24 protein-coding genes are annotated in these 23848 nt (G+C 69.4%); 9 read left to right on the forward strand and 15 right to left on the reverse strand.

Translation table 11 applies throughout. The annotated features are described in order from the left end of the window. Nucleotide 1 precedes the first annotated feature (1 nt). The gene (locus tag AB0H42_RS03250; RefSeq protein ID WP_357049070.1) at nucleotides 2-655 is read right to left on the reverse strand and encodes a helix-turn-helix domain-containing protein; all 654 of its coding nucleotides are present in this window, start codon (nucleotides 653-655) and stop codon (nucleotides 2-4) included. Nucleotides 656-901: 246 nt separating this feature from the next. Here AB0H42_RS03250 and AB0H42_RS03255 point away from each other — a divergent pair, with 246 nt between their 5' ends. The 3 genes from AB0H42_RS03255 to AB0H42_RS03265 all read left to right on the forward strand — a co-directional run bounded on the left by AB0H42_RS03255 (nucleotide 902) and on the right by AB0H42_RS03265 (nucleotide 3908). Continuing rightward, complete coding sequence (locus AB0H42_RS03255; RefSeq protein ID WP_357049073.1) at nucleotides 902-1513, forward strand: GNAT family N-acetyltransferase; 612 nt, start codon at nucleotides 902-904, stop codon at nucleotides 1511-1513. Nucleotides 1514-1599: 86 nt separating this feature from the next. Continuing rightward, entirely contained in the window at nucleotides 1600-2694 is a 1095-nt protein-coding gene (gcvT, locus tag AB0H42_RS03260) for a glycine cleavage system aminomethyltransferase GcvT (RefSeq protein ID WP_357049076.1), read from the forward strand. A gap of 113 nt (nucleotides 2695-2807) precedes the next feature. Further along, the gene (locus AB0H42_RS03265) at nucleotides 2808-3908 is read left to right on the forward strand and encodes a branched-chain amino acid aminotransferase (RefSeq protein WP_357049079.1); all 1101 of its coding nucleotides are present in this window, start codon (nucleotides 2808-2810) and stop codon (nucleotides 3906-3908) included. Nucleotides 3909-3974: 66 nt separating this feature from the next. Here AB0H42_RS03265 and AB0H42_RS03270 read toward each other — a convergent pair whose 3' ends face one another. The 6 genes from AB0H42_RS03270 to AB0H42_RS03295 form a co-directional block, all read right to left on the reverse strand. After that, a complete protein-coding gene (locus tag AB0H42_RS03270; RefSeq protein ID WP_357049082.1) occupies nucleotides 3975-4688 on the reverse strand; it encodes an MBL fold metallo-hydrolase in 714 nt (237 codons plus the stop codon). A 111-nt stretch (nucleotides 4689-4799) separates the two neighbouring features. Then, entirely contained in the window at nucleotides 4800-5552 is a 753-nt protein-coding gene (locus tag AB0H42_RS03275) for an adenosylcobinamide-GDP ribazoletransferase (protein WP_357049085.1), read from the reverse strand. 22 nt (nucleotides 5553-5574) lie between these two features. Continuing rightward, complete coding sequence (gene cobT / locus AB0H42_RS03280) at nucleotides 5575-6648, reverse strand: nicotinate-nucleotide--dimethylbenzimidazole phosphoribosyltransferase (protein ID WP_357049088.1); 1074 nt, start codon at nucleotides 6646-6648, stop codon at nucleotides 5575-5577. A gap of 159 nt (nucleotides 6649-6807) precedes the next feature. After that, entirely contained in the window at nucleotides 6808-7455 is a 648-nt protein-coding gene (locus AB0H42_RS03285; RefSeq protein ID WP_357049543.1) for a maleylpyruvate isomerase family mycothiol-dependent enzyme, read from the reverse strand. 96 nt (nucleotides 7456-7551) lie between these two features. After that, the gene (locus AB0H42_RS03290) at nucleotides 7552-8094 is read right to left on the reverse strand and encodes a bifunctional adenosylcobinamide kinase/adenosylcobinamide-phosphate guanylyltransferase (protein WP_357049091.1); all 543 of its coding nucleotides are present in this window, start codon (nucleotides 8092-8094) and stop codon (nucleotides 7552-7554) included. Nucleotides 8095-8101: 7 nt separating this feature from the next. Then, entirely contained in the window at nucleotides 8102-8737 is a 636-nt protein-coding gene (locus AB0H42_RS03295; RefSeq protein ID WP_357049546.1) for a DUF3043 domain-containing protein, read from the reverse strand. A 282-nt stretch (nucleotides 8738-9019) separates the two neighbouring features. Between AB0H42_RS03295 and AB0H42_RS03300 the strand changes: the two genes are divergently transcribed. Together AB0H42_RS03300 and AB0H42_RS03305 are read left to right on the forward strand one after the other, a co-directional pair. Next, complete coding sequence (locus AB0H42_RS03300; protein ID WP_030523898.1) at nucleotides 9020-9376, forward strand: iron-sulfur cluster assembly accessory protein; 357 nt, start codon at nucleotides 9020-9022, stop codon at nucleotides 9374-9376. 184 nt (nucleotides 9377-9560) lie between these two features. Then, nucleotides 9561-10532 carry a carbohydrate kinase family protein gene (locus AB0H42_RS03305; protein WP_357049094.1) on the forward strand — a complete coding sequence of 324 codons (972 nt, stop codon included), beginning with the start codon at nucleotides 9561-9563 and terminating at the stop codon, nucleotides 10530-10532. Between the two features lie 68 nt (nucleotides 10533-10600). Here the strand turns inward: AB0H42_RS03305 and asnB are convergent, their stop codons facing one another. Next, on the reverse strand, nucleotides 10601-12544 hold the full coding sequence (gene asnB, locus AB0H42_RS03310) for an asparagine synthase (glutamine-hydrolyzing) (RefSeq protein ID WP_357049097.1): 1944 nt from the start codon (nucleotides 12542-12544) through the stop codon (nucleotides 10601-10603). Nucleotides 12545-12989: 445 nt separating this feature from the next. On the opposite strand from asnB, the gene AB0H42_RS03315 reads away from it, so the two are divergent. Both AB0H42_RS03315 and AB0H42_RS03320 read left to right on the forward strand, forming a co-directional pair. Beyond that, nucleotides 12990-13976 carry a cytochrome c oxidase subunit II gene (locus AB0H42_RS03315; RefSeq protein ID WP_357049548.1) on the forward strand — a complete coding sequence of 329 codons (987 nt, stop codon included), beginning with the start codon at nucleotides 12990-12992 and terminating at the stop codon, nucleotides 13974-13976. Between the two features lie 13 nt (nucleotides 13977-13989). After that, nucleotides 13990-14406, forward strand: a complete 417-nt coding sequence (locus AB0H42_RS03320) for a cytochrome c oxidase subunit 4 (RefSeq protein ID WP_063036634.1) — start codon at nucleotides 13990-13992, stop codon at nucleotides 14404-14406. 354 nt (nucleotides 14407-14760) lie between these two features. On the opposite strand, the gene AB0H42_RS03325 is transcribed toward AB0H42_RS03320, so the two are convergent. Both AB0H42_RS03325 and AB0H42_RS03330 read right to left on the reverse strand, forming a co-directional pair. Further along, nucleotides 14761-16038, reverse strand: a complete 1278-nt coding sequence (locus AB0H42_RS03325; protein ID WP_357049101.1) for an FAD-binding oxidoreductase — start codon at nucleotides 16036-16038, stop codon at nucleotides 14761-14763. A gap of 286 nt (nucleotides 16039-16324) precedes the next feature. Beyond that, nucleotides 16325-17086 (reverse strand): sporulation protein, encoded by a 762-nt coding sequence (locus tag AB0H42_RS03330; RefSeq protein ID WP_357049104.1) that lies wholly within the window; start codon nucleotides 17084-17086, stop codon nucleotides 16325-16327. Between the two features lie 158 nt (nucleotides 17087-17244). Here AB0H42_RS03330 and AB0H42_RS03335 point away from each other — a divergent pair, with 158 nt between their 5' ends. Continuing rightward, complete coding sequence (locus AB0H42_RS03335) at nucleotides 17245-18558, forward strand: hypothetical protein (protein ID WP_357049107.1); 1314 nt, start codon at nucleotides 17245-17247, stop codon at nucleotides 18556-18558. Further along, entirely contained in the window at nucleotides 18555-19439 is an 885-nt protein-coding gene (locus AB0H42_RS03340; protein ID WP_357049110.1) for a DMT family transporter, read from the forward strand. Before AB0H42_RS03335 ends, AB0H42_RS03340 begins: the two co-directional genes overlap by 4 nt. On the opposite strand, the gene AB0H42_RS03345 is transcribed toward AB0H42_RS03340, so the two are convergent. The 5 genes from AB0H42_RS03345 to AB0H42_RS03365 form a co-directional block, all read right to left on the reverse strand. Beyond that, entirely contained in the window at nucleotides 19348-20073 is a 726-nt protein-coding gene (locus tag AB0H42_RS03345) for a phosphoribosylanthranilate isomerase (protein ID WP_357049113.1), read from the reverse strand. The two genes, AB0H42_RS03340 and AB0H42_RS03345, sit on opposite strands and share 92 nt — an antisense overlap. Nucleotides 20074-20096: 23 nt before the next feature. Continuing rightward, nucleotides 20097-20822 (reverse strand): lysophospholipid acyltransferase family protein, encoded by a 726-nt coding sequence (locus tag AB0H42_RS03350; RefSeq protein WP_357049116.1) that lies wholly within the window; start codon nucleotides 20820-20822, stop codon nucleotides 20097-20099. Nucleotides 20823-20962: 140 nt separating this feature from the next. Further along, nucleotides 20963-22000 carry an ROK family protein gene (locus tag AB0H42_RS03355; protein ID WP_357049119.1) on the reverse strand — a complete coding sequence of 346 codons (1038 nt, stop codon included), beginning with the start codon at nucleotides 21998-22000 and terminating at the stop codon, nucleotides 20963-20965. Further along, entirely contained in the window at nucleotides 21997-22491 is a 495-nt protein-coding gene (locus tag AB0H42_RS03360; RefSeq protein ID WP_357049122.1) for a hypothetical protein, read from the reverse strand. Before AB0H42_RS03360 ends, AB0H42_RS03355 begins: the two co-directional genes overlap by 4 nt. Further along, complete coding sequence (locus AB0H42_RS03365) at nucleotides 22488-23771, reverse strand: ArsA family ATPase (protein ID WP_357049125.1); 1284 nt, start codon at nucleotides 23769-23771, stop codon at nucleotides 22488-22490. The genes AB0H42_RS03360 and AB0H42_RS03365 overlap by 4 nt, the downstream gene beginning before the upstream one ends. Nucleotides 23772-23848 lie beyond the last annotated feature (77 nt).

Genomic DNA, 23848 nt, shown 5'->3' on the forward strand with positions numbered 1-23848 from the left:
GCTATTCGGTGCACCCGGTACGGCGTCCCGCGACGCCGTCGAGCAGCATGTCCACCGCGTCGGTGAGCAGTTCGTCGAAATCGAGGTCGGGCGGGGGCCCGGTGGGACCGAACGCCTTGTACAGGGCCGGGCGCGTGACCGGGTCGACGAGTGCGGCCACCTCGGCCGGTACTTCGGCGGCCGCTTCCGGGCCACCGATCCGGTCCGACCGTTCAGCGGTCCACACCAGGGCGAGTCCCTGCACCAGCGCGGAGTAACTCAGATACGTCGAGATCAGCTCAGTCCTGGACTTGTCCGGTTCGTCGAGTGCGCTCAGCGTCCGTTCCAGGGTGTCGAACAGGGAAAGGCCCAGCGGCGGGCGGGTCCGCGCCAACACGGTGAGGATCCACGGATGCCGCCGGTAGATCTGCCATTCCTGCTGCGCCTCGTACCTGATCCGGGCGCGCCGACCGGTCAGATGCGGTGGTGGGGGCGGAGTTTCGGCGAGGACGAGATCGGTCATCGCGGCGAGTAGTTGTGCCCGGTCGTCGAAGTAGCGGTACAGCGCGGCGGTGGCCACCCCCAGCTCGCCGGCCAGGCGGCGCATGGTCAGGCCGTCGGTGCCCGCGCGGTCGGCCAGGGCGACCGCCGCGTGGGCGATCACGAGTTTGGACAACCGCTGGGGCCGCGGCCGCGGCGGCGCGGCGGGTGTCCGGCGCCGGGCCCGGTAGGCGCGGGCCTGGCAGGAGCGGGAACAGTACCGACGCCGGCGGCCGCGGTCCGGTTGCCGTAGGACTCCACCACATATCGCACACGCTGTCACAGCGCTATTCCATCACACGAAATAGCGTGACGAAATAGTGGCTTTCCGCAGATGGAGTACATAAGTTCGCAGTTGGTAACACCATTCACAGGAGGCGGTATGGGAACAGAATTGACCGTGCGGCGCGCCGGAACGAGTGATCTCGAACCGCTGACGAAGGCGTTCCGGAAGGCGACCGTCGACGAGGCGGTCACCGAGTGGATCATGCGCGACTATCCGCTGGATCAGTTCCTCGACGAGTGGGTTCCGCAGCTCATCGACCGGGGTCTGCGGGACGACCAGATCTGGGTGGCCGGTGGCGACGGCGAGATCTGGGCGATCTCGTTCTGGCAGAAGCTCACCTCGGCCGACCGGCTGATCGCCGACGCCGCCGCGGCGCGTGGGCACGCGGACCGGATGCCGGAACTACGTCCGCTGCAGCGTTCGGCCTATGTGATGGAACTGCTGGCCCGGGAGCACCCGCGCAGGTTTCCGCACAGCTATCTGGAGCTGATCATCACGGTGCCGGAGTACCGGGGCCGGGGTGCGGGCGCGGCCATCCTCACCGAACGGACCCGGCAGTTCAGTGCCGCGGGGCTCCCGGCGTACCTGGAGGCCAGCACCGAACGTTCGGCGCGGCTCTACACCCGGCAGGGTTTCGTCCGCACCGGCGAAACACACACCCTGCCGGAGGAGGGTCCCACGCTGATACCCATGTGGTTCGAGGCCTGACCCCGCCGGTCCCGGCGCGGCAGCCGCCGACCGGACCCGGCGCGGTGGGAGCCCGGTCCCGGCCGGGGCCGGGCTAAGCTCGCGCGGTGAGTGACGCCGAGCTGCAACAGGGCCCTGTCCACGGAGTGCATGTCGAACTCGGAGCAAAATTCGCCCCGTTCGGCGGCTGGGAGATGCCGGTCTCGTACGCGGGCACGGTGGCCGAGCACACCGCGGTGCGGGAGTCGGTGGGTCTGTTCGACGTGAGTCATCTCGGGAAGGCGACCGTGCGCGGCGCGGGGGCGGCCGAATTCGTGAACTCGGCGCTGACCAATGATCTGGGCCGGATCGGTCCGGGCCGGGCGCAGTACACGCTGTGCTGCAATTCCGACGGTGGCGTGGTCGACGATCTCATCACCTATTTCGTCCGCGACGACGAGATCTTCCTGGTGCCGAACGCGGCCAATACCGCCGCGGTGGTGCAGAAATTGGCGGCGGCCGCGCCGCCGGCGATCACGGTGACGGGGGAGCACCGCGACTACGGTGTCTTCGCCGTCCAGGGGCCGCGGTCGGCGGAGGTGCTCACCGCGCTGGGACTCCCGGTGGACCTGTCCTATATGGCGTTCGCCGACGCGGACTGGTCCGGGCAGCGGGTGCGCGTGTGCCGGACCGGCTACACCGGTGAACACGGTTATGAACTGCTGCCGCGCTGGGACGGCGCCGAGGCATTGTTCCGGGCCCTGGTGGAGCAGGTGCGGGCGACCGGCGGCCAGGTCGCCGGGCTCGGCGCCCGCGACACCCTGCGTACCGAGATGGGCTATCCGCTGCACGGGCACGAACTGTCCCCCGAGATCACGCCGGTGCAGGCGCGCGCGTCGTGGGCGGTGGGCTGGGCCAAAGCGGATTTCTGGGGCAAGGCCGCGCTGGAGGCGGAACGGGCGGCCGGCCCGCGCCGTACCCTGCTCGGCCTGGCAGCGCTCGACCGCGGAATCCCGCGGGAGAACCAGGACGTGCTGCTGGACGGCGCGAAGGTCGGGGTGACCACCTCCGGCACCTTCTCGCCGACCAAGCAGGCCGGGATCGCGCTGGCGCTGCTGGATCCGGCGGTGCAGGTCGGCACCGAGGTCGCGGTGGACGTCCGCGGCCGGTCGCTGCGCTGCACGGTGGTGCGGCCGCCGTTCGTCGAAGCGCACACCGGCTGAGACGGTCGGGCCGGGCACCGTGACCGGCTGTGGCGCGGCCGGTGCGGACCGGACCGGCGCGCGTGACGGACCACCGCGGATTCGGCGCGGACCCAGGACATAGACTGCTGGTCATGACCGCTGCTGCACAGTTCGCCCGTATCCCTCATCCTGCGCCCACCCCGGCGCAGCGGGTACAGGAGATTCTGTCGGCCCCCGGTTTCGGCCGCTATTTCACCGACCATATGGTCACCATCGATTACACCGAGGCCGACGGCTGGACCAACGCGGTCGTGGAACCCTACGCCGCCCTGACCCTGGATCCGGCCACCATGGTGTTCCACTACGGCCAGGCGATCTTCGAAGGGCTGAAGGCCTACCGCCAGCCGGACGGGCAGGTGGCCTGTTTCCGGATCGACGCCAACGCGGCCCGGTTCCGCCGGTCCGCGCGCCGGATGGCGATGGCCGAACTCCCCGAGGAGCTGTTCATCGAATCGGTGCGCCAGCTGCTCGACGTCGACGCGGAGTGGGTGCCCGCCGCGGGCGGCGAGGAGTCGCTCTACCTGCGGCCGTTCATGTTCGCCACCGAAGCCGGGCTGGGCGTGAAGCCCGCCTCCGCCTACAAATACCTGCTGCTCGGCTCCCCGGCCGGCGCCTACTTCCCGCGCGGTGTGAAACCGGTGCGCGTGTGGCTGTCGACCGAGTACGTCCGGGCCGCGCCCGGCGGCACCGGGGAGGCCAAGGTGGCCGGTAACTACGCGGCCTCGCTGCTGGCGCAGGCCGAGGCCACCGCCAAGGGCTGCGATCAGGTGGTGTGGCTGGACGCGGTCGAACGCCGCTATGTCGAGGAGATGGGTACCAACAACCTGTTCTTCGTCTACGGTTCCGGATCGGACGCGCGGCTGGTCACCCCGGAACTGTCCGGGTCGCTGCTGCCGGGTATCACCCGGGATTCACTACTGACCCTGGCGGCGGATTCCGGCTATCCGGTGACCGAGCGCAAGATCTCCGTCGACGACTGGCGGGCCGGTGCGGAATCCGGTGAGATCACCGAGGTTTTCGCCTGCGGCACCGCGGCCGTGATCACCCCGGTCGGTTCCGTGTTCGGGCCCGACGGTGAATTCACCATCGGCGGAGGCGAGCCGGGTGAGGTGACCATGGCGCTGCGCGACACGCTCACCGGTATCCAGCGCGGTACCTTCGCCGATGTGCACCAGTGGATGCGGGTGTTCTGACCGGACGCCGGAGCCACCGCTCACCCGGGGACCGAGCGCGGGGCCCGGTGCCCGGTGCCCGCCCGATCAGCCCGGCATGAGGGCGTGCCATTCGCCGAGCGACCGCGGCCGCAGCACGTAGTTGTTGTCGCGGATCGTGTCCAGGGAGGCGTGCGGGTCCTGGGAGTACCAGTGTCCCGGGTAGACCTCCGGATTGATCGGCATATCCGCCAGATAGCGCAGGCTGCGGAACATGGTGTCGGAGTCACCGCCCGGGAAATCGGTACGCCCGCAACCGTCGATGAACAGGGTGTCGCCGGCGATGAGTTTGCCGTCGACCAGGAAGCACTGGCTGCCGGGGGTATGGCCCGGGGTGTGTAAGAACTCGATGTCGAAGGCGCCGACACTCAGCGTGTCGCCGTGTCCGTGGCCGGTGAGTTCGCTGGGGGCGATACCGGTGACATCGGCGACCCAGGTCTTCTCCTGATCGTTCACGTGCACCGGAACCGTGGCCTGCTCGAGCAGTTCCCGCACCCCGCGCAGGGTGAACCCCAGCATGGTGCCGCCGATATGGTCCGGGTGGTGGTGGGTGACCAGTACCCCGGACAGTTTCAGTCCGTCGTTCTCGGCGATATCGGCCAGATCGCCCGCCGCGTAGGCGGGATCGACGACGACACAGTCACCGGTGTCCCGGTCACCGACCAGATAGGCGAAGTTGCGCATCTGCGTGGCGATCGGGTCCCCGACGGCGAAATCACGGCCGGCCAGGAGTTGACGGAAGTAGAAGCGCTCGGCTGACATACCCCCACCTTATGGGGCGCGGCGGACCGGTGAGACGCTGCGTTCGCACTATTGAGGCCTGGCGACATCACGCGGGGCCGGGCGTTGTGGAGCGGACAGAGTTCGGGTGGCTCAGACAGAGTTCGCGGCCAGTGCGAAACCCAGGGCCGCCAGCGCGGTGGTGAGTTCCACCGCCGCGCCGAGAAGATCACCCGAGAGTCCGCCGATCCGGCGGACCGCGTGACCGACCAGGTGGAACGTGGCGGCCAGCGCCACCAGCGCCACCAGCGGCCCGGCCCACGGCAGCTCCGGTATCGCGCAGACCGCCGCCGCCGTTCCCGCGGCGGCCCAGCCGAGCACCGCGGACCGGGACTGGGTTCCGGCGACCATCGCGCCGAACCAGGCGCCGGGCGCCGGCTCGATCCCGCGACGGCAGGCGGCGACCACCGCGACGCGGCCCAGACCCACCGCCGCCACGACCGCCGCCCAGTGCCCGGTGGCCGCCAGTGTGGTGAACGCGCCCGCCTGGATGCCGGCGGCCAGCACGATCGCGGCCACCCCGAACGGCCCGGCGCCGCCGCTCTTCATCACCTCCCGCGCGCGTTCGGGCGACCCGTAGACCCCGAGACCGTCGAACGTGTCGGCCAGCCCGTCCAGATGCATACCCCGGGTCAGTAGCGCCAGGGCCGCGACCGCGACGAATCCGGCGGCGATCCCCGCGGGCGCCAGCACCCACAGCAGCGCGGCCGCCACCAGCCCGACCCCGATTCCGGCAACCGGTGCCAGCGCGATGGCCCGGCCGGCGGCCCGGCGGTCCACCTCGCTCGGCCCGCGCACCGGCAGCACCGTGAGCCAGGAGAAGGTGAGACGCAGCGGGGTCAGCATTGCGCGCGGTCTGTCGCGGCGATCATTTCTGCAGGTCGACGGTGGCCGGTTCGGCGTCCGCGGTACTGACTCCGGCATCGGCGAAGGTGGCCATCTCCGCGAGTACGGCGACAGCGGCACGCAGCACGGGTAGCGCGGTGAGCGCGCCGGACCCCTCACCGAGCCGCATATCCAGATCCAGTACCGGGGTGAGTTTCAATTTGCTCAGCGCTTCGGCGTGCGCGGGCTCGGTGGACCGGTGGGCGGCCACCCACCAGTGCACCGCGCCCGCCGCGAGATCCTCGGCGATCAGCGCGGCCGCGGTGACGATGAGCCCGTCGAGCAGCACCGGGGTCCGCCGGGCAGCGGCCCGGGCCAGGAAGCCGGTCATGGCGGCGATATCGGCGCCACCGGCGACGCGCAACAATTCGACACCGTCCCGGGCGACGGGCCGGGCCCGCCACATGGCGTCGCGGACGGCGGCCACCTTGCGCATCCAGCCGTGATCGTCGACACCCGTGCCCCGGCCGACCGCCCGCACGGGTTCGATCCCGGTGAGGGTGGCGATGAGCGCAGTGGCGGGGGTGGTGTTACCGATGCCCATATCCCCGGCGATCAGCAGGTCGGCCCCGGCATCGATCTCCTCGTCGGCGATGGCCGCGCCGGCGGCGAGCGCGGCGGCGACCTCCTCGGCGGTGAGCGCGTCCGCGCGGTCGATCGCGCCGCTGGACCGGCGCACCTTGTGGGTGCTCACCGTGGGATCGGTGTCGGCGTCCACCGCGATATCCACCACCCGCACGGTGGCACCGGCAATTCCGGCCAAAGCGTTCACCGCGGCCCCGCCCGCCCGGAAGTTGGCGACCATCTGCGCCGTGACCTCGCTGGGAAACGCCGAGACGCCGTGCCGCGCCACCCCGTGGTCACCGGCGAATACCACCACCCGCGCCTGCTCGAACTGTTTCGGCGGACAGACACCCTGACAGGCCGCCACCCAGTTGCCCAGTTCTTCCAGCCGTCCCAGCGACCCCGGCGGTTTGGTCAGCGACGCCTGCCGTTGCTCGGCGGCCGCGCGGGCACCGGCATCCGGCGGGGCAACGGGTGCGAATCCCTCTGTCACTGTTCGAGCCTTCCGATCGGGTGCTGTCGCGGCGGCACCGCGCCGGGATCTTTCTCGGCGGGTGCGTCCACCTCCCGGACAATATTGCCCGGTGCGTGGCGCCCCTCGTGAGGTACCCGGCCGACCATCACTTGCCCGGGACCGGTGCCGGTGGTCCGGCTACGCGGCGAGGTGTCGGCCGCCGATCCGTTCGCGCAGGGTGGCCACCCCGGGACCGCTGAGTTCGGCGCAGTACTCGGCGCGCCCGGCCATTGCCATGACCAGCGCGAGCGTGCTGCCCCGCACCGATGGTCCGGTGCCGGTGTCGAACGGCCCGTCGGTGGCCCGCAGGTGCAGGCCCGCGGTGGCGGTGCGGCCGGAGACCGTGAAATCCCGCGCGGCGAAGAAACGGGCGACCTCGGTCACCGCGGACAGCGCGGGGGCTCCGGCCAGTCCGAGCGGGTACCGGATATCGCTGCCATGCACCACGACCTCACCGAGCCACGCCGGAGTGTGCCCGGACGGTGCCGTGGTGTTCGTCACCGTCGCGCGGAACCGCTCGAGTGTCTCGGCCGGGCCGGTGCCCAGATGTTCCCGCATACGGCGCTGATTGTGCAGGTCGGCGTCGAAGCGTGCGCCGAGCATGCTGCGGATCCAGCGCAGCCGCCCGGTGCTCGCGGCCGCGGTGAGATGGGCGACGACATCCTGCACCGTCCACCGGCCACACAGGGAGGGAGCCGACCATTGCGGTGGGGTCAGGTCGGCGAGTTCGTCGGCCAGGGCGGCCCGTTCGCGATGGATCGCTGCCCAGATGTCGGCGCGCGGCATGGTCTGCACCGCACGATTCAAGCACCGCACTCCGACAGGGGAGCGGCGCCCGGCCGGACGGCCGCGAGAGAAGGGTGCCACCCGACCGGCCTGGACTCATTTCAGGCGCAGTGGTAGCCCGGCCACCACGAGAAAAGCCTCGTCGCAGACCTGGGCGAGTCGCTGGTTCACGGTGCCGATCTCATCGCGGAACAACCGACCCGATCGGGTCGCGGGGATCACGCCCAGCCCCACCTCCGGGGTGACGAGCACCAGCCGGTCGCGATAGCCGGCGACGGCGTCGACGAGAACGTCGGTATCCGGGCCGATCGTGCCGCGCGGGGCATCCCAGCCCGCGCAGGCGTCGAGCCGGGCGGTCAGCCAGGTGCCGATATCGTCGACCAGGGTGGCGCCGGGATGCGCGGTGCGCAGTTCGGCCGCCGGGTCGGCGGCGTCGATCACCGTCCACTCCGCGGGACGGCGGGCCCGGTGTGCGGCGATCCGGGCGGCGAAATCGGTATCCGCGGGATCGGGGATCGCGGTGGCCAGGTAGCGCACCGCGCCGCCGGTGACGAGGGATTCGGCGAACGCGGATTTACCCGAGCGCGCACCCCCGAGCACAAGGGTGCGCTGTCCAAGAGGAGAGACGGGTTCGGGCACCCGTGGATCAGATCGCGTCGCCGGGGGAGACCCGCGGCTTCGGCGCGCGCATCTTGCGCATCTGGGAGGCGCGCACGAACGCGTACCAACCGAGCCGGAACCCGGTATCGGTGGATTTCGGGAAACGTTCCCGCACCCGGCGGTTGACGACCCGCCCGAGCAGGAAACCCTCCGCGATCATGAAGACCATCATGACCAGCATGGCCAGCGTGACGATCGACTGCCACGCGGGAGCCGCGAACATGGACAGGATCAGCAGCAGCGCCATCGGCATGAACAGGCCGACCAGGTTGCGGCGGCCGTCGACGATATCGCGGACGAACGCGCGCACCGGGCCCTGATCGCGGGGCAGCAGGTACTTGTCCTCACCCGCCAGCATCCGGGCGCGACGATCCTGGGCGGCGGCGCGCCGCTCGGCGGAGGCCACCTTGCGGTCCTCCTTGGAACCGCGGATCACCTTGCGCCGGGCGCGCGCTTCCTTCGATGTCATGGGGGGCGGGGCGACCGGGCCGCGGCGCCGGCCCTCGGCTTCGCGCCGACTCGGGGTGGGCCGGCCCTTGCCCGCCGTGGGCGCGGCCTTGGCCGCAGCGGCCTCGGCGGCGCTCGCGGTGGCGGTCGCGGCCCGCGAGCCGTCAGCGGGCATGTCGGTACCGCTGGACTCACCGCGTCGGAACAACTTCACGGTAACCAGGCTAATCGGTCACCCGTCCCGGCCGTGAACGGGGCGGTAGCCGGGGTGCGGCCGATCACCCCGCCGGGCCGGCGTGGTCCGGCTCACCCGGATGCGCCGCAATCTGTGGCACGGGTGGTGTGGCCGCGGGCCCCGGAGATGGCAAGATGGGGAATAGCAGCCCGTCCGAGGGTGTTGTGACACCCGGAACCGTGCGCTGTTCACGGACCGACCACGCTGTCCATAGGAGAGTTCATGAGTGTGCAGAACGACACCGCCACCACCACCCACGGTGTACAGCTGACCGATGCTGCCGCGGGTAAGGCCAAGGCGCTGCTCGATCAGGAGGGCCGGGACGACCTCGCGCTGCGGATCGCGGTGCAGCCGGGCGGCTGCGCGGGTCTGCGTTACCAGCTCTTCTTCGACGATCGCACCCTCGACGGCGATCTGACCGCCGAATTCGGCGGCGTCACCCTGACCGTCGACCGGATGAGCGCGCCGTACGTCCAGGGCGCCGCGATCGACTTCGTCGACACGATCGAGAAGCAGGGCTTCACCATCGACAATCCCAACGCCACCGGCTCCTGCGCCTGCGGCGACTCCTTCAACTGAGTGCTTCCGGGCCGGTGACAGCGCCGGCCCGGCATTCTGGATACATACGGGTTACGTGACCATTTATTTGTCACGAGGCCGGTTACGACACGTAGTCGTAGCCCCGGCGAATTGATACGGTGAACCTGGGGGCAAGGCCCCGTTCACTTTCTTGTTCGCGCTGATTCCGAAGGGGCCGACCTACGTGTCCATAGCTGTATCCGCATCCATCGCGACCGACCACCTCATGCGTTTCTCCGGCCGATTCGCCGATGTGCTGCTGCCCGATCAGCTCGAGCATGTCTCGCTGAGTTTCCTCGTCGACGACCTGGTGATCCGCCGTGGCGGTGTCGCCGGCAACATCGCCTACGCCATGGGCCTGCTGAAGCAGTCGCCGCTGCTCATCGGTTCGGTAGGGCGGGATTTCGACGAATACCGGCAGTGGCTGGAGTCCCACGGTGTCGACTGCTCGGTGGTCCGGGTGTCCGAGTCCGCGCACACCGCCCGGTTCGTCTGCACCACCGATGAGGACATGGCCCAGATCGCCTCGTTCTATCCCGGCGCGATGAGCGAAGCCGGCGATATCTCGCTCACGGCGCTGGCCGAGGAACGGAAACTCGACCTGGTCCTGGTCGGCGCGAACGATCCCGAGGCGATGTTGCGGCATACCGCCGAATGCCGGGAACTGGGTGTGCCCTTCGCCGCCGACCCTTCCCAGCAGCTGGCACGCCTGGACGGCGACCAGGCGGTCCAGCTCATCGAGGGCAGCGCGTACCTGTTCACCAACGAGTACGAATGGGGCCTGCTCAAGCAGAAGACGGGACTGACCGAGGACGAGATCGCCACCCGGGTCGGTGTGCGGGTCACCACCCTCGGCAAGGACGGTGTGCTGGTGGTCGACACCGACGGCAGCCAGGTCCGCGTCGAGGCCGTGCCGGAATATGCCAAGGTCGACCCGACCGGTGTCGGCGACGCGTTCCGGGCCGGCTTCCTCACCGCCCACGCCGCGGGCCTGAGCCTCGAACGCGCGGCACAGCTGGGCTCGCTGGTCGCGGTACTCGTGCTGGAGACGGTCGGCACCCAGGAATGGACGCTGGATGCCGATGCCGCGCTCAAACGGCTCGGCGAGGCCTACGGCGCGGACGCGGCCGCCGAGCTCGAGTCGCTGCTGCGCTGAGCCGCCGGAAGCAACAACCGAGGGCCCCGCTCACCTCTCGGTGAGCGGGGCCCTCGGTGTCGGCAGGGCTAGACCTGGACCGGATAGGTGGGCTCGGAGATCTCCGGCTTGATCCGCTCCTCCACGAAGATCCCGTGCCAGATCATGAACACCAGCAGTGTCCACAGGCGACGGCTGTGATCGGAATCGCCGGCTCGGTGCGCGTCGAGCATGGCGGTGATCGCGGCCTTGTCCAGCAGATGATCGGTCTGCGATTCGGCGATCTGCTGCCGGGCCCAGTCGTAGAGTTCGGTCCCGCGCAGCCAGTGCCGCAGTGGCACCGGGAACCCGAGCTTCGCGCGGTGCAGCACATGACCCGGGACGATGCCCTCGAGCGCCTGCCGCAGCGCGTACTTCGTGGTGTCCTTGGTGATCTTCTGCTCCAGCGGGATCTGCTCGGCCACCCGGAAGACCTCGGAGTCCAGGAACGGCACCCGCAGTTCCAGCGAATTCGCCATGGTCATCTTGTCGGCCTTGACCAGGATGTCACCGCGCAACCAGGTGAACAGATCCAGATGCTGCATCCGCGCGACCGGGTCCCGGCCGGCCGACCGGTCGTAGATCGCGGCGGTGACGTCCTGATGGGTCCACTCCGGGCGGAACTCCCGCAGCACCGACCGCAGCTGCGCGTCGCTGAAACTGCGCGCATTGCCGTAGTACCGCTGCTCGAGGGGCAAAGACCCCCGGTGCAGCAGACTCTTGCCGCGGGTGCCGTCCGGGATGAGGTCGGAGACCTTTCCGGCCAGCCGGCGCAACCCGCGGGGCAGCTTCTCGAACGGTGCCAGTGACAACGGCTCCCGGTAGATGGTGTAGCCGCCGAACAGTTCGTCGGCGCCCTCGCCGGACAGCACCACCTTGACGTGCTTACGTGCCTCTTTGGCGACGAAGTACAGCGGCACCAGCGCCGGATCGGCCACCGGGTCGTCGAGGTACCAGACGATCTCCGGGATGGCGGCGGCGAACTCCGCCGGGGAGACGACCTTGACGATATGCCGGGCCCCGATCGCGGCCGCGCTCTCCGCGGCCACGTCGACCTCGGAATAGCCCTCCCGCTCGAAGCCGGTGGTGAAGGTGATCAGTTTCGGGTTGTGCCGCATGGCCAGCGCCGCGATGGCGGTGGAGTCGATACCGCCGGACAGGAAGGAGCCGACGGTGACATCGGCGCGCATATGTTTGGCGACCGAATCCTCGAGCGCCGCGGCGATCTCCCGGTAGCGGGCCTGTTCGGACCCGGCGGCGAAGGGGCGTACCCCGAATCCGGGGACGAAATAGCGGGTGATCTCCGGCTGCGCCCCCGGTCGTACCACCGCGTAGCTGCCCGACTCCAGCCGGCGGATACCGGTGTGCAGCGTCTCCGGCTCCGGGACGTACTGCAGTACCGTGTAGTGCTCGAGCGCCCGGTGGTCGAGGGATTCGTCGAGGCCGAGATCGGGCAGCAGTTCCAGCAGACTCTTCTTCTCGCTGCCGAACGCCGTACCGCCCGGGCCGGTGGCCAGGAACAGCGGTTTGATACCGAACGGGTCGCGCGCGACGAACAGCTCCCGGGTGTGGGTGTCCCAGATCGCGAAGGCGAACATGCCGCGCAGCCGCCGGACCGCCGCCGGGCCCCAGTAGTGGAAGGCCGCGACGATGGCCTCGCCGTCGCCCTCGGTCGCGAACAGGGGTTCGTCACCGAATTCGGCCGCGTGCTCACGGGCCAGTTCTTCGCGCAGTTCCAGATAGTTGTAGATCTCGCCGTTGAAGGTCAGCGCGTACCGCTGCCGGTCCTCGGCCGGACCCCAGCGCAGCGGCTGGTGCGAATGCTCGATATCGATGATCGACAACCGGTTGAAACCGAAGATCAGCTGGTCGTCGTGCCAGGTGCCGCGCTCGTCCGGCCCGCGGTGCCGCACACAGTGCAGCGCGTCGTATACCCGCTGCACCGTTTCCGGCGCTGCGGTATCGGATGTCAGAAATCCGAGCAGTCCACACACTGCGGCGCTAACCTCATTTCCACTGGTCGGGGAACCGCGCCAGGGGGAGCCGGCGCGGCGGGCGAAATCTAGTGTCCGAGTATGCCGCACGCATCGATTCCCCGTGCGATACACCTCCGTCCGCCCCGTGCGCCACTGTACGGAGTGTCGAAGCCGACCCGACGGCGTACCGGGCGCGTGTTTGGTCTACGCTGCGTAGTACTCGGACTGTTCCGGGTGGTGTCGCGCGGTGCGCGGAGCCGCCCGGGAAGCCCGGACGAGCTGTTTGTCAGTATCCCCGGCGGCGGGTTCCGCCCCGGGAATGCGGTGTCGAAATGTGTGGGCGACCAGGAAGGCGTTGAGCGTGGCGCACAAGGCGAGCGACGAGATCGGGGCACGGCCTGCCCGGCGGCGGGGTCGTGTCCTGCGGCGGGCCGGACTGGCGGTATCCCTCGGGATCACCACCATGCTCGTCTCCGGCTGCTCGATCGACAATGTGTGGTTGCGGTTCGGCTGGCCCTCGGGTGTCACCCCGCAGGCGCACAAGATGCGGGAACTGTGGACCTGGTCGGTGGTCGCCGCCCTCATCATGGGTGTGCTGGTCTGGGGCCTGACCTTCTGGACGGTGGTCTTCCACCGCAAGAAGAAGAACTCGCCGGAATTCCCCCGGCAGACCGGCTACAACGTGCCGCTCGAACTGACCTACACCGCGATCCCGTTCGTCATCATCGCGGTGCTGTTCTACTTCACCGTGGTCGTGCAGAACTACGTACACGAGAAGGTCGACAACCCGGACGTGGTCGTGGACGTCACCGCGTTCCAGTGGAACTGGAAGTTCGGCTACCGCGAGGTCGACCTGAAGAACGGGTTCACCTACAACGGTGTCGACACCGTCCGGGAGGACGCGAATCAGGAGCAGTTGCAGGAGTACGCCGAGCGCGTCAACGAGCACGGCCACGAACAGCCCGGTCCGGTGCATGGCCGGCCGGAGAACGACATCCTGTCCTTCCTGCACTACAACAAGATCGAAACGATCGGCAGCAGCACCGAGGTGCCCGTGCTGGTGCTCCCGACCGGCAAGGTGATCGAGTTCCAGCTCGCTGCCGCGGACGTGATCCACGCGTTCTGGGTTCCGGAGTTCCTCTTCAAGCGGGACGTCATGCCGAACCCGAAGGAGAACAACTCCGACAACGTCTTCCAGATCAGCGAGATCGACCGGGAAGGCGCCTTCGTGGGCCGCTGCGCGGAGATGTGCGGCACGTTCCACTCGATGATGAACTTCGAGGTCCGCGCGGTCTCGCCGGACAAGTTCCAGCGCTACATCCAGGCGCGGGAATCGGGGATGACCAATGCCGCCGCGCTCGAGTCCATCGGTGAGTCGCCGGTGGCCACCTCGACCCAGCCGTTCAACACCGATCGCACGGTCAAGACCGACACCACCGAAAGCAAGTGAGGACTGATCTGAGATGAGGATCGAAGCACGGCTGTTCGAACTGCTCACGGTGTTCTTCATTCTCGTGGGCGTCATCTACGGCTTCTTCACCGCCCAGTCGCGGACCGGTATCGAATGGGCCGGTACCACGGCGATCGTGCTGACCGCCGGTCTGTCGCTGATCATCGGCACCTACTTCCGTTTCGTCGCCCGCCGGCTCGACCTGCGCCCGGAGGACTACGAGGACGCCGAGATCGTGGACGGCGCCGGAGACCTGGGCTTCTTCTCGCCCGGCAGCTTCTGGCCCATCCTGCTGGCCGGTGCCGCCTCGGTGACGGCCCTGGGCTTCGCCTTCTTCGAGCCGTGGCTGCTCGGGCTCGGCGTGATCCTGGTCCTGACCGCCGCCGGCGGCCTGGTCTTCGAGTACTACCTGGGCCCCGAGAAGCACTGAGCCGGTGGCGGCGCTTCCGGCCGTCGGTACCCGCACGACGAAAACCCCGCTGACCTTCCGGGCAGCGGGGTTTTCTTGTCTCGTGGATGGCGTTCTCCCGTGGTGCCCGGCTCCAGAGCGCGGAGGCGGGGCGGCTGCCGTTCGTGAGCGACAACCAGTGAGTACTGATGGTGCTGTCGGCCCCTGGCCGGTGACCATTGAGCACTTACAGTGGGGTGAGCCTCCCCAGGTTGATCGAGGTGCACATACGCGCACTCACGTCTACTCGGGATGGTCGACCTTCGTGGTCAGGGCCCGCCCCGTTGTCACAGGGCCCCGACTCGCCCCGCCGGGGGCGGGGCAAATCAATACAGCTCAGTCGACGGATTCGTAGCGGATGCTGTTCTCCGAGCGGCAGATCTCCTCGATACCGGTGACGATATCGCGCAGCTGTTCCGACGGCAGGGCATGCGGGCGGAGCCGGCAGGTGAAGGTGATCAGCCCGTGGTCGGCGGCGGGCAGGTTGTGGGCGGCGGATTCGGCCCGCAGATACGGCGAGCGTATCCCGTAGGTCATGGCCGAGATCACGGTGAAGCAGCCGGTGCGTTCCCGATGGCCGTTGAACAGATCGTGCAGCCGGTAGAACACCGATGTGTAGTTGGACAGCGGGGCGAATACGCCCACCCGGTAGGCCGGGCCGCGCTCGGAGGAACTGATCACCGTATCGGCGAGGTACTCGGCATCGCGCAGGGTGAGGATCTTGGGAGTGAACATCACCGCACCCGCGGCGGCGTTGCGGACCGGCATACCGGCCTTACCGGGGGTCGCCGAGGCGATAGCGCCCAGCGATTTCCGGGCCCGGCTGCCGACTTCGCGCCGGGCCCGCAGCGAGCGGGTGGGTGCGGTGGGATAGAGGCTGGACCACTGGCCGAACCGTACCGTGCCCAGCTGCACCTGACCCGCGAGCACCGGACGGGACACCTTGAGTGGGGCCGTATCCACCCAGCGGCCCACCTGCAGCACGGCATCGCGCGGACGAGTGACCTCGGCGTAGGCGTAGTCGACGAAACTGTCGAAATCCAGAAAGCGGTGCGAATCGGTGGACAGCCAGGTGTTTTCCTTGTCGACCTGCACGGTGTCGAGAGTGAGCGCGGTGATGATGCCCGCCCGGCCGCCGGCCCCCAGGATGCGACGGAACCGCTCGGTGTGGTGGGTGCGCCCGCAGGTGCCGATCCGGCCGTCGGTATCCACGTACTCGAGGTCGGCGATCTGATCGATGAACAGTCCGTGCCGGTGCGAGGCGGTGCTCACCCCGCCCACCGAGGCGAACCCGCCCGCGGTGATATCCCGGTGATCGCCGACCACGGGCAGACCCAGACCGTGCGCGCCGAGCCGCCGGTCGATATCGGACAGGCGCGCCCCCGCCTGGACCCGCACCGTGCGGCGGCCGAGATTCAGATCGACGATCGCGTTCATCCGGCGCAGCGACACCACGGTCTGCTGGTCGGGGAAATTGAGGCCGTCGGTGGCGGGATCGCCCCCGTGAACGGTGAGCGGCCTGGAGCGGTCCCGGGAATTCCGCACGGTACGAACGACATCCGCGGTGTCGCGAGGCAGGTACTCGGCAGGAGAAACGAAGTGCGGCGTGCTCATGGCACGAAAGCTAACCACAGCTGGGCTGCCGTGGCGATACTGGGTTTTGCTGTGCTTATATGCGGCGCCTGCGGCGCCGCGGGGTCGAGGCCCCCTCGGTCCCGCCGTTCGGGCCTCGAGACTCGAGCCTTCGGCTCATGCGATGTGCCGTCGGCCGTCCGCGGGATGACACCGTTGCGCACCTTCGGTCAAGGACGGGACGGGCCTCGACCCTTTGGGGGCCTCGCCGAACTCGGCGCCGGGGTGGCGGCGGGGTCTGGGTTCGGCGGTTGTTCGGTGGGCGGGCTCAAGCCATGGCGTGGAGTCGTCGGCCGATCGTTTCGACCCAGTCAACCTGCTCGAATGTGGCGAAATCGACTCGGATCGCGTCCATGACATCGCGGCCGGGTGCGAAGAGCGCGGCGCGTTTGTCGGCTTCGATGACCACGTACATACCGTGCGGGTCGGCCAGGAAGGTCACCTCGAGCTGGTTCAGGCGCGGAAAGCGCGGTGACGGGCCGAATTCGATCTCCTGGAAGAACGGCAGCGAATGCGGGATCCGGTCCACCCGACCGGCCTCCACATCGGCGTGCCGCAGGCCGAACCCCCAGGCTTCCACCGCCGCGAGCAGAACGTGCTGGGGCGGCAGCGCACCCACGCCGAGGGGGTCGGTATCGGTGGCGTCGAAGCCGCCGTCCACGTCCACCCGGGTACGGACGGCGACGGCGGTCCCGCGCAGATGCCGGCCGTTGTAGAAGGTGATGGGTGTCTCCCACGGAGCGAGCAGTTCGAACCGGCCTTCCAGCGGATACCCGGGCAGCAGTTCGAACGGGCCGAACACCGGCTGCCGGGCGAAGGCCGTATCCACCAGGGCCGCGCCGTCGTCGTACTCCCGTTCGGCCCGGGTGATCAACTCCACCGCGACGCCTTTCACCTGGATCGGCCGTTCGTGACAGCGCATCCGGATGATCCCGTGCACCGCCTGCCCCGGCTGCACTCCGGGGGTGGACAATTCGGTCTCCACCTCGGCGGCTTGCGCGCCCAGTGCGCCCAGCAAAGTCCTGAACATCGCATTTCTCCCTCCGGCCCCGCCCGCACGTCTCCCGCCGCCGTGCCTGGGTCCACAGCGTAGACGCAATCGTCCGTCCGCGCGCTGCCCGGCCGGTAGGGTGGTCGAAGTCCTTGAGCGCCTGTGGAATACGGCTCGATGGATGGGAGGGAGGCCGGGTGTCGAATATCGATCAGCGGATCGGGTGGGCCGTGGACTGGCTGCATCGGGGCCAGCTCGGCGACCGGCACGGCGGCGTCGGCTGGGGCTGGGTCTCCGATGTTCCGCCGAATCCGCAGAACACCGCCGAGGCAGTGGTCGCTCTCACCGCCGCGGGCCGTCCGGTGCCGCGAGCCGACGAGGTGCGCGCCCTGGTACGACGCGATGTGGTGGACACCGAGAGCGGGGTCTGGGAATTCCGGTCCCCGATCGATCTGTCGTGGCGTTTGCGGGCGCTGACGTGCCTGGGTGTCGCACCCACCGATCCGGCGGTGATGGGATGTCTGCGCGCACTGCAGTCCGAACGTGACCCGCAGACGCGGGGCTGGCGGTTGTCCGGCCCGGTGGGTCCGGTATCGCTGACCGCCACCACTGCCGCGCTGCACGCGCTCGCGGATCTGGCCACCACCGACGAATCGGTCGCCGAGGCATTGCTGCACGGCACGTCCCTCGTGGTTTCGCTACTGCTGGAGGACGATCCGCGCATTCAGCCGATGTACGCCTGCGCGCACGCCGCGCTGCTGCTGGCCCGGCCGGAAATCGCTGTGGTGGGCGGGAAACGGGTCGACCGGGTCCGGGCGCTGACCGTCGAGCGGATGCTGGACGGACTGCGGCGGGGCGAGGCACGCGTGGAGGAGGAACCGTTCCGCCGCGGCGAGGTCGCCGACACCTGGCGGCATCTGAGCCTGCATCTGGCGGTCTGCGCGGTGGTCACCGCCGACGAGCGGACGGTTTTCGACCCCGGGGTGCGTCGCGGCCTGGTGGAACTCCTGGAACTACAGGAGACCCAGGACCTGGCGGCGGCCCGCGGCGGTTTCCGCACCTCCACCGAAGGATTCGTGACCTCCTACGCGACGGTGCAGGGACTGGAGGCGATGACCGCGGTGCGCCGCATGGTCAACGAGCGGGTCAACCCCGCCACGGTGTTCGACATGATCTGCCGGGAGCAGGGTGTACATCCCAGAGACGCGCAGGAGGTGGTGGGGTACCGGGGAAACGTCGTGCTGATGAACAACTACGCCGGTGCGATGACCCTCGCCGCGGCGCTGCCCGCCGGCGTCACCATCGCGGTGCTGGCCGTGCTGTTCGCCGACGAACTGGGTGTTGTGGTGAGCCGGTCGCTGGTCGTGTGGGGAACGATGTTCGTGGCGCTGGGTACCTATACCGGGATCGCGACCCGGCTGCCGTCGGTACCCAAGGCGCGGACCGCGGCGGCGGTGTTCGCGGCGTTCACCGCGGTGATCCTGCCCGTGGTGACCTTCCTGCTGTCATGAAGAGCACCGGTCGTGGCCTGACCCTGCTGGTTGTGGCGACCAGCCTGTGGGGCGCCTCCAGCGCGGGAATTGCCGGGGTGGGTGCCGAGGGGTTCGCCGCGGCGCCGGTCGCGGCCGGCGGCGCGGTGGCCCTGCTGGCCTTCACGACGGTACGCGGCACCGACCCGTGGCGGGATCTGCGCGACTCGCCCGGCCTGTTCCTGCGGCTCGGCATCCTCGAAGTGCTGAATCTCGTGTGCTATGTCGCCGCGCTGCGCATCGGGCCGCTGCCCGTGGTGGTGGCGCTGCACCTCACCGCACCGGTGCTGATGATCATCACGCAGATCGTGCGGGGTGGGCGGGCGATCACGGTCGCCGTCGCGGCGGAACTGGTGGCCGTGGGCGCGGCGATCTGGCTGGTGGCCGCGCATCAACCGGCGGAGACCGCCTGGGGATCGGCACTGGCCGGCTGTGTCCTGGCGGTCGCCAGCGCGGCCTGTGTGGCGGGACTGATCACGCTGGTGGCACGGGAATCGGCGGGCCGGTCCAGCGGTGTCGCGGCCGGACTGCAGTTGCTCACGGCGTCGGTGCTGGGTGCTCCGCTGCTCGGCTTCGCCGCGCTCGCCGGCGCGGGACCGACGCCGGGTGAGGCACTCGCCCTCGCGGGGATCGGCGCGGTGCTCCTGGGCCCGGGATTCGCTTGCTACTGGCTGGCGCTACGCGACCTGGACGAAGTGGTCGCGGGACTGGTGGGCCTCAACGAGGCGGTGGTGGCGACGATGATCGGGGCGGCGGTCGTGGGCTCGGCTGTCACCGCCGCGACCCTGCTCGCTGGAGCTCTGGTACTCGGCGCGGTGGGACTGGAACTGGCCGGCCCCGATCGCTTTCGTGTGCCGTCTTGACGAAGGCCTGGCAGGCCGTGAAATCCTTATCGCCGGTCTCGGTTTCGACCCCGCTGTTCACATCCACCCCGAACGGGTGCACCGCGGCGATCGCCTGCTCCACATTGTCGGCATTCAATCCTCCGGCCAGGATCACCGGCCGCCCCATCCGGGCGAGTTCGTGGACGATCCGGGCACTGACCGACCAGTCGTGGGTGCGGCCGGTCCCGCCCAGCCGGTCGGCGGTCCGGGAATCGAGCAGCACCGCGTCGGAGTCCGCCGCGATCTCCCGGGCCCGGGCCACCGCGTCCGCGCCGGTCACGTGGACCGCGCGCACGATGGTGCGACCGTGCGCCGCGGCATGGACGGCCCGCAGCGTCGCGCGATCGACCAAACCGTGCACCTGGATGGTGTCCACGCCGACCCGGTCGGCCAGGTCGAGGATGGCGCCGGCCTCCTCGAGATGGGTGACCAGGACGCGGTTCACGAACGACGGAGTGGCCGCGGACAATTCCGCGGCCACTCCGGCCGTCAATACGTCTTCACTGTAATGCGTTGTCCCGCAGATGAATCCGATGGCATCCGCGCCGGCGGTCACCACCGTTTCCAGGTCCGATCGGGACCGGATACCGCAGATTTTGGCGCGAACCGTCATCCGACCAATGGTACGCGTCGCGCTCAGCTCGCGGCGGACTCCGGAATGCGCGGGAGGTGGGAGGAAGGGCCCGAGGGCACGTTCTTCTTCAAGCTGGAGGCGTAGACGTCCACGTATTCCTGGCCCGACATCCGCATCAGCTCGTACATGACCTCGTCGGTGACCGCGCGCTCGACGAACCGGTTACCGCCCATGCCCTCGTAGCGGGAGAAATCGATCGGCTTACCGAACTTCACCGTCACCTTGCGCCGCTTCCACCGGAACGGTCCGGGCGGGCTGACCTCATCGGTGCCGATGACCGCCACCGGGATCACCGGGACACCGGTCTCCAGGGCCAGCCGGGCCATCCCCGTCTTGCCCTTGTACAACCGGCCGTCGGGGGAGCGGGTGCCCTCCGGGTAGAGGCCGACCAGACGGCCCTCGTCGAGGAGGGCGCGTGCCGCGATGAGCGCGTCCTCGGCCGCATCGGCACCGCTGCGGTCGATCGGGTACTGGCCGGAGGCGCTGAAGAAGAATTTCTGGAACCGCCCCTTGAGGCCAGGGGTGGTGAAGTATTCGGCCTTCGCCAGATAGCTGATCCGGCGCGGACTCGACAGCGGGGCGAAAAGCCAATCCGCGAACGAGAGGTGGTTCCCCGCCATGATGGCCGCGCCCTCGGCCGGGATGTTTTCCACGCCCTCCACCTCGGGGCGGTTGTAGAGGTGGATGAACGGACCCAGCAGCACAAACTTAAGCAGCCAGTAGAACATGACGTCCTTACTCCGAGAACCGGGATGGAATTTGGGGAATGCCTCTGCCCGCCGACTCTACCGCCGGTCGCAGATCACATCCAAGCCCCGCGAACAATGTCACCCACACTCGCCGCCGAGATTTCACGAGTGCGTTTCGGTTACGTGAACGTGCCGAGACCCTTTTCCGGGCAAACCGGATGTTCTGAGCCGGTACCCCGGTCTCGGACTCCGGCGCTGAGCGCCGAGCGGGCGAGTTCGGCGGCGCCGATCATGCCGGCCGCCTCGCCCAGCTGGGTGGTCCGGATCCGGGCCAGCGGCCGGTGGCCGTGACCGGTGACCGCCGCAGCATATTCTTCGCGGGCCTCGTCGAGGAACAGCGGCGCCGAACTGCTCACCCCACCGGCGATGACGACCAGGTCGGGGTCGAAGATATCGCCGACGAAGGCCAGGCCGAGCCCGAGCCACCGGGCGAAATCGGCCATCACCCGGACGGCGAGCGGGTCGTTGTCGTGGGCCGCGTCGGCGATGCGGCGGCCGGTGACCGCGCCGGGGTCGGCGACGAGCTCCCGGGCCAGCGCCGAGGGCGCGGTTTCGGTGGCCAGCAGTTCGATAGCGGTTTCGGCGAGCGCGGTCCCGCTGCAGTACCGCTCCCAGCAGCCCCGTTTCCCGCATCCGCAGTCGCGCCCCCCGGGGACGACCTGCAGATGCCCGAGTTCGGGGGCCACGCCGTAGGTGCCTCGATACAGGGTGCCGTCGAGCAGTAGCGCGGCACCGATTCCGGTACCGATCGCCACCAGCACCACGTTGTGCCCGCCGGCGGCGGCGCCGAACCGGTATTCGGCCCACATTGCCGCGTTGGCATCGTGTTCGAGCAGGACGGGCAGGCCGAGGCGGTCGGTGAGGCGTTTCGCCACGGGCGCGTCCCGCCACGGCAGATGCGGGGCGAAGCGCACCGTGGTGCGGTCCTGGGAGATGAAACCGGCGACCGCCAGTCCGACGGCGTCGAGCGTGTGCCGATCGGCGAGTTCGCGGACCGCGCGGTCGAGCGCGGCCTCCAGCGCCACGGCCGAATGCGGAGTCGGGTACTGCACCGTGTCCAGGACCTCGCCCGCGGCGTCGACCACCGACGCACGGATATTGGTGCCGCCGATATCGATACCGACGGTCAGCGGGGCACCGGAGCGGGTGCCGGTCACTGCTTGATGTTCACGGGTATACCGACATAGCGAGCTTTTCCGGCATCCGTGGCGCGGTCGCCGGGCGGGTTCGCGGCATCGGTGCCGCCGGTCACCGCGCCGGGATCATCGGCGTCGTCGGCATTGCCGGGCGCCCCGTCGGCTCCGGTCGCGGCGGGGTGGGAATTTTGGTGCGTGGTGCCGCTTTCCGGCCCGTGCCGATGCGCCACCACCGGATCCACCGGCACCCCGGCCAAGGCCTCGCGCAGCACCGTGACGATCGCGGTGCCGTGCGCGGCCACCGTGGCAAGTACCTCGTGATGTTCGCCGCGGACCAGCGCGGCCGCGGCGCAGAGCGGGCACCAGGCGCAGTTGTTCCACTCGGGTTGCCCCTCGGCCGCGGCCTCGCGCAGGACCGGTTCGACGCGTTCCAGCACGGCTTCGGCGAGCAGCCGCAGTTCGTCGGCGAATTCGGCGACGCCCTGGGGCTGGCGGTAGCGGGTTCCGGTCACTTCGGCCACTCCTGCGGGTCGGGGCGGAAACGGATGACGAGGTATCCGTTATCCAGCTCGGCGGTGCTGACGGTGCAGCGGCGTAGGACGGGCGCCAGGCGTAGCCGGCGGCGGACGCCGTCCGCTCCCACGATCAAATCGTCCTCCACTCGTCCCAGGCGCAGAGTCGCCGGATCGGCGATCGGCAGATGGATACGCATCGCGTACACCGACTGCAAGCCCGCCCCGGATTCCAAGCGCACGGCGGGCGCGGTGCCGTCTCCCGGTATCGGCGCCGAACCCGAATCGTCACGCCTCGCGCCCCCGCTGTCGAGCCGGGCACCGTCGTATCCGCTCCCGGGCGACACATCCGACTCCGCGACCACGCACGACAGCGCCGCCAGCGGGCCCAGGCCCACCGGTTCGGCGCCGGTATGTCCCGCGACGAGTACCGGGACCTCCGGCATCGACCGCTGCAATCCGGAGATCACATCCCACTGTTCGGCGCAGCGATTCAGATACCAGCGCACGGCGGGATGTTGGGGCTCCGGCCCCGGCGGCGGTACCGAGGCGAGCACCTTGTTCACCACCACCGCGTCCAGCCGCAACCCGAGCAGCGCCGTGGCCGAACGCACCCGGGCCGATTCGGCGACCGCGACCCGTTCGGCCAGGGTGACCAGCCGGGCACTGGTGCGGTCGGAGTCGGCGAGCAGATCCCGGACCTCGCCGACCGCGGTGACCACCCGCTGCACGGTCGCCGCCAGGACGGCCCGGCGGATATCGGTACCGATCGAACTCATCATCCGATGATGCGGCGGCCAGACCCGGTCCAGATACCCGAGCACCGTCTCGGGCATGGTGACGATGCGCAGCATATCGGCCGTCGGCGGACAGTCCAGGACGATGGCGTCCCATTCGTCGTCGGCCACGTACTGGGCGATCTCCACCAGCATCAGCAGCTCCTGCACCCCCGGCAGGCCGGTGAGTTCGGCCGGATCCAGGGCCGCCAGATCGAAACCGTGATCGTGACCCGGATCGGTCCGCAGCAGTTCGGTGAGCGCGCTGAAACGCTCCTCCAGCAGCGCCAGCGAATCGAGTTCGATCACCTCGAGGCCTGGGACGACCTGGGTGATCCCCGGGACGGCACCCGGATCGTGCGCGAACCGGAAGCCCAGCGCGTCACCGAGTGAATGCGCCTGGTCGAGCGAAGCCACCAGAATCCGCTGACCCGCCCGGGCGCAACTCATGGCGCGCGCACACGCCAGTGTCGTCTTGCCGACTCCGCCCTTGCCGACGAACATTTCGACCCGCGTGCGCGACCGGGTGCCGCGAGCGGCCCGGCCGCCGCCGCGGGCATCGTCTCCCGAGCGCCGCGGCC

This window comes from Nocardia sp. NPDC050799, from assembly GCF_040654015.1.
In the GTDB taxonomy this organism is placed as follows: Bacteria; Actinomycetota; Actinomycetes; order Mycobacteriales; family Mycobacteriaceae; genus Nocardia.

Excerpts from the sequence above, each read along its gene's own strand:
- AB0H42_RS03255 (WP_357049073.1), top strand. The coding sequence starts at position 902 with ATGGGAACAGAATTGACCGTGCGGCGCGCCGGAACGAGTGATCTCGAA.
- AB0H42_RS03265 (WP_357049079.1), top strand. The coding sequence starts at position 2,808 with ATGACCGCTGCTGCACAGTTCGCCCGTATCCCTCATCCTGCGCCCACC.
- AB0H42_RS03270 (WP_357049082.1), bottom strand. The coding sequence starts at position 4,688 with ATGTCAGCCGAGCGCTTCTACTTCCGTCAACTCCTGGCCGGCCGTGAT.
- AB0H42_RS03275 (WP_357049085.1), bottom strand. The coding sequence starts at position 5,552 with ATGCTGACCCCGCTGCGTCTCACCTTCTCCTGGCTCACGGTGCTGCCG.
- AB0H42_RS03285 (WP_357049543.1), bottom strand. The coding sequence starts at position 7,455 with ATGCCGCGCGCCGACATCTGGGCAGCGATCCATCGCGAACGGGCCGCC.
- AB0H42_RS03295 (WP_357049546.1), bottom strand. The coding sequence starts at position 8,737 with ATGCCCGCTGACGGCTCGCGGGCCGCGACCGCCACCGCGAGCGCCGCC.
- AB0H42_RS03300 (WP_030523898.1), top strand. The coding sequence starts at position 9,020 with ATGAGTGTGCAGAACGACACCGCCACCACCACCCACGGTGTACAGCTG.
- AB0H42_RS03315 (WP_357049548.1), top strand. The coding sequence starts at position 12,990 with ATGCTCGTCTCCGGCTGCTCGATCGACAATGTGTGGTTGCGGTTCGGC.
- AB0H42_RS03320 (WP_063036634.1), top strand. The coding sequence starts at position 13,990 with ATGAGGATCGAAGCACGGCTGTTCGAACTGCTCACGGTGTTCTTCATT.
- AB0H42_RS03325 (WP_357049101.1), bottom strand. The coding sequence starts at position 16,038 with ATGAGCACGCCGCACTTCGTTTCTCCTGCCGAGTACCTGCCTCGCGAC.
- AB0H42_RS03330 (WP_357049104.1), bottom strand. The coding sequence starts at position 17,086 with ATGTTCAGGACTTTGCTGGGCGCACTGGGCGCGCAAGCCGCCGAGGTG.
- AB0H42_RS03340 (WP_357049110.1), top strand. The coding sequence starts at position 18,555 with ATGAAGAGCACCGGTCGTGGCCTGACCCTGCTGGTTGTGGCGACCAGC.
- AB0H42_RS03345 (WP_357049113.1), bottom strand. The coding sequence starts at position 20,073 with ATGACGGTTCGCGCCAAAATCTGCGGTATCCGGTCCCGATCGGACCTG.
- AB0H42_RS03350 (WP_357049116.1), bottom strand. The coding sequence starts at position 20,822 with ATGTTCTACTGGCTGCTTAAGTTTGTGCTGCTGGGTCCGTTCATCCAC.
- AB0H42_RS03365 (WP_357049125.1), bottom strand. The coding sequence starts at position 23,771 with ATGTTCGTCGGCAAGGGCGGAGTCGGCAAGACGACACTGGCGTGTGCG.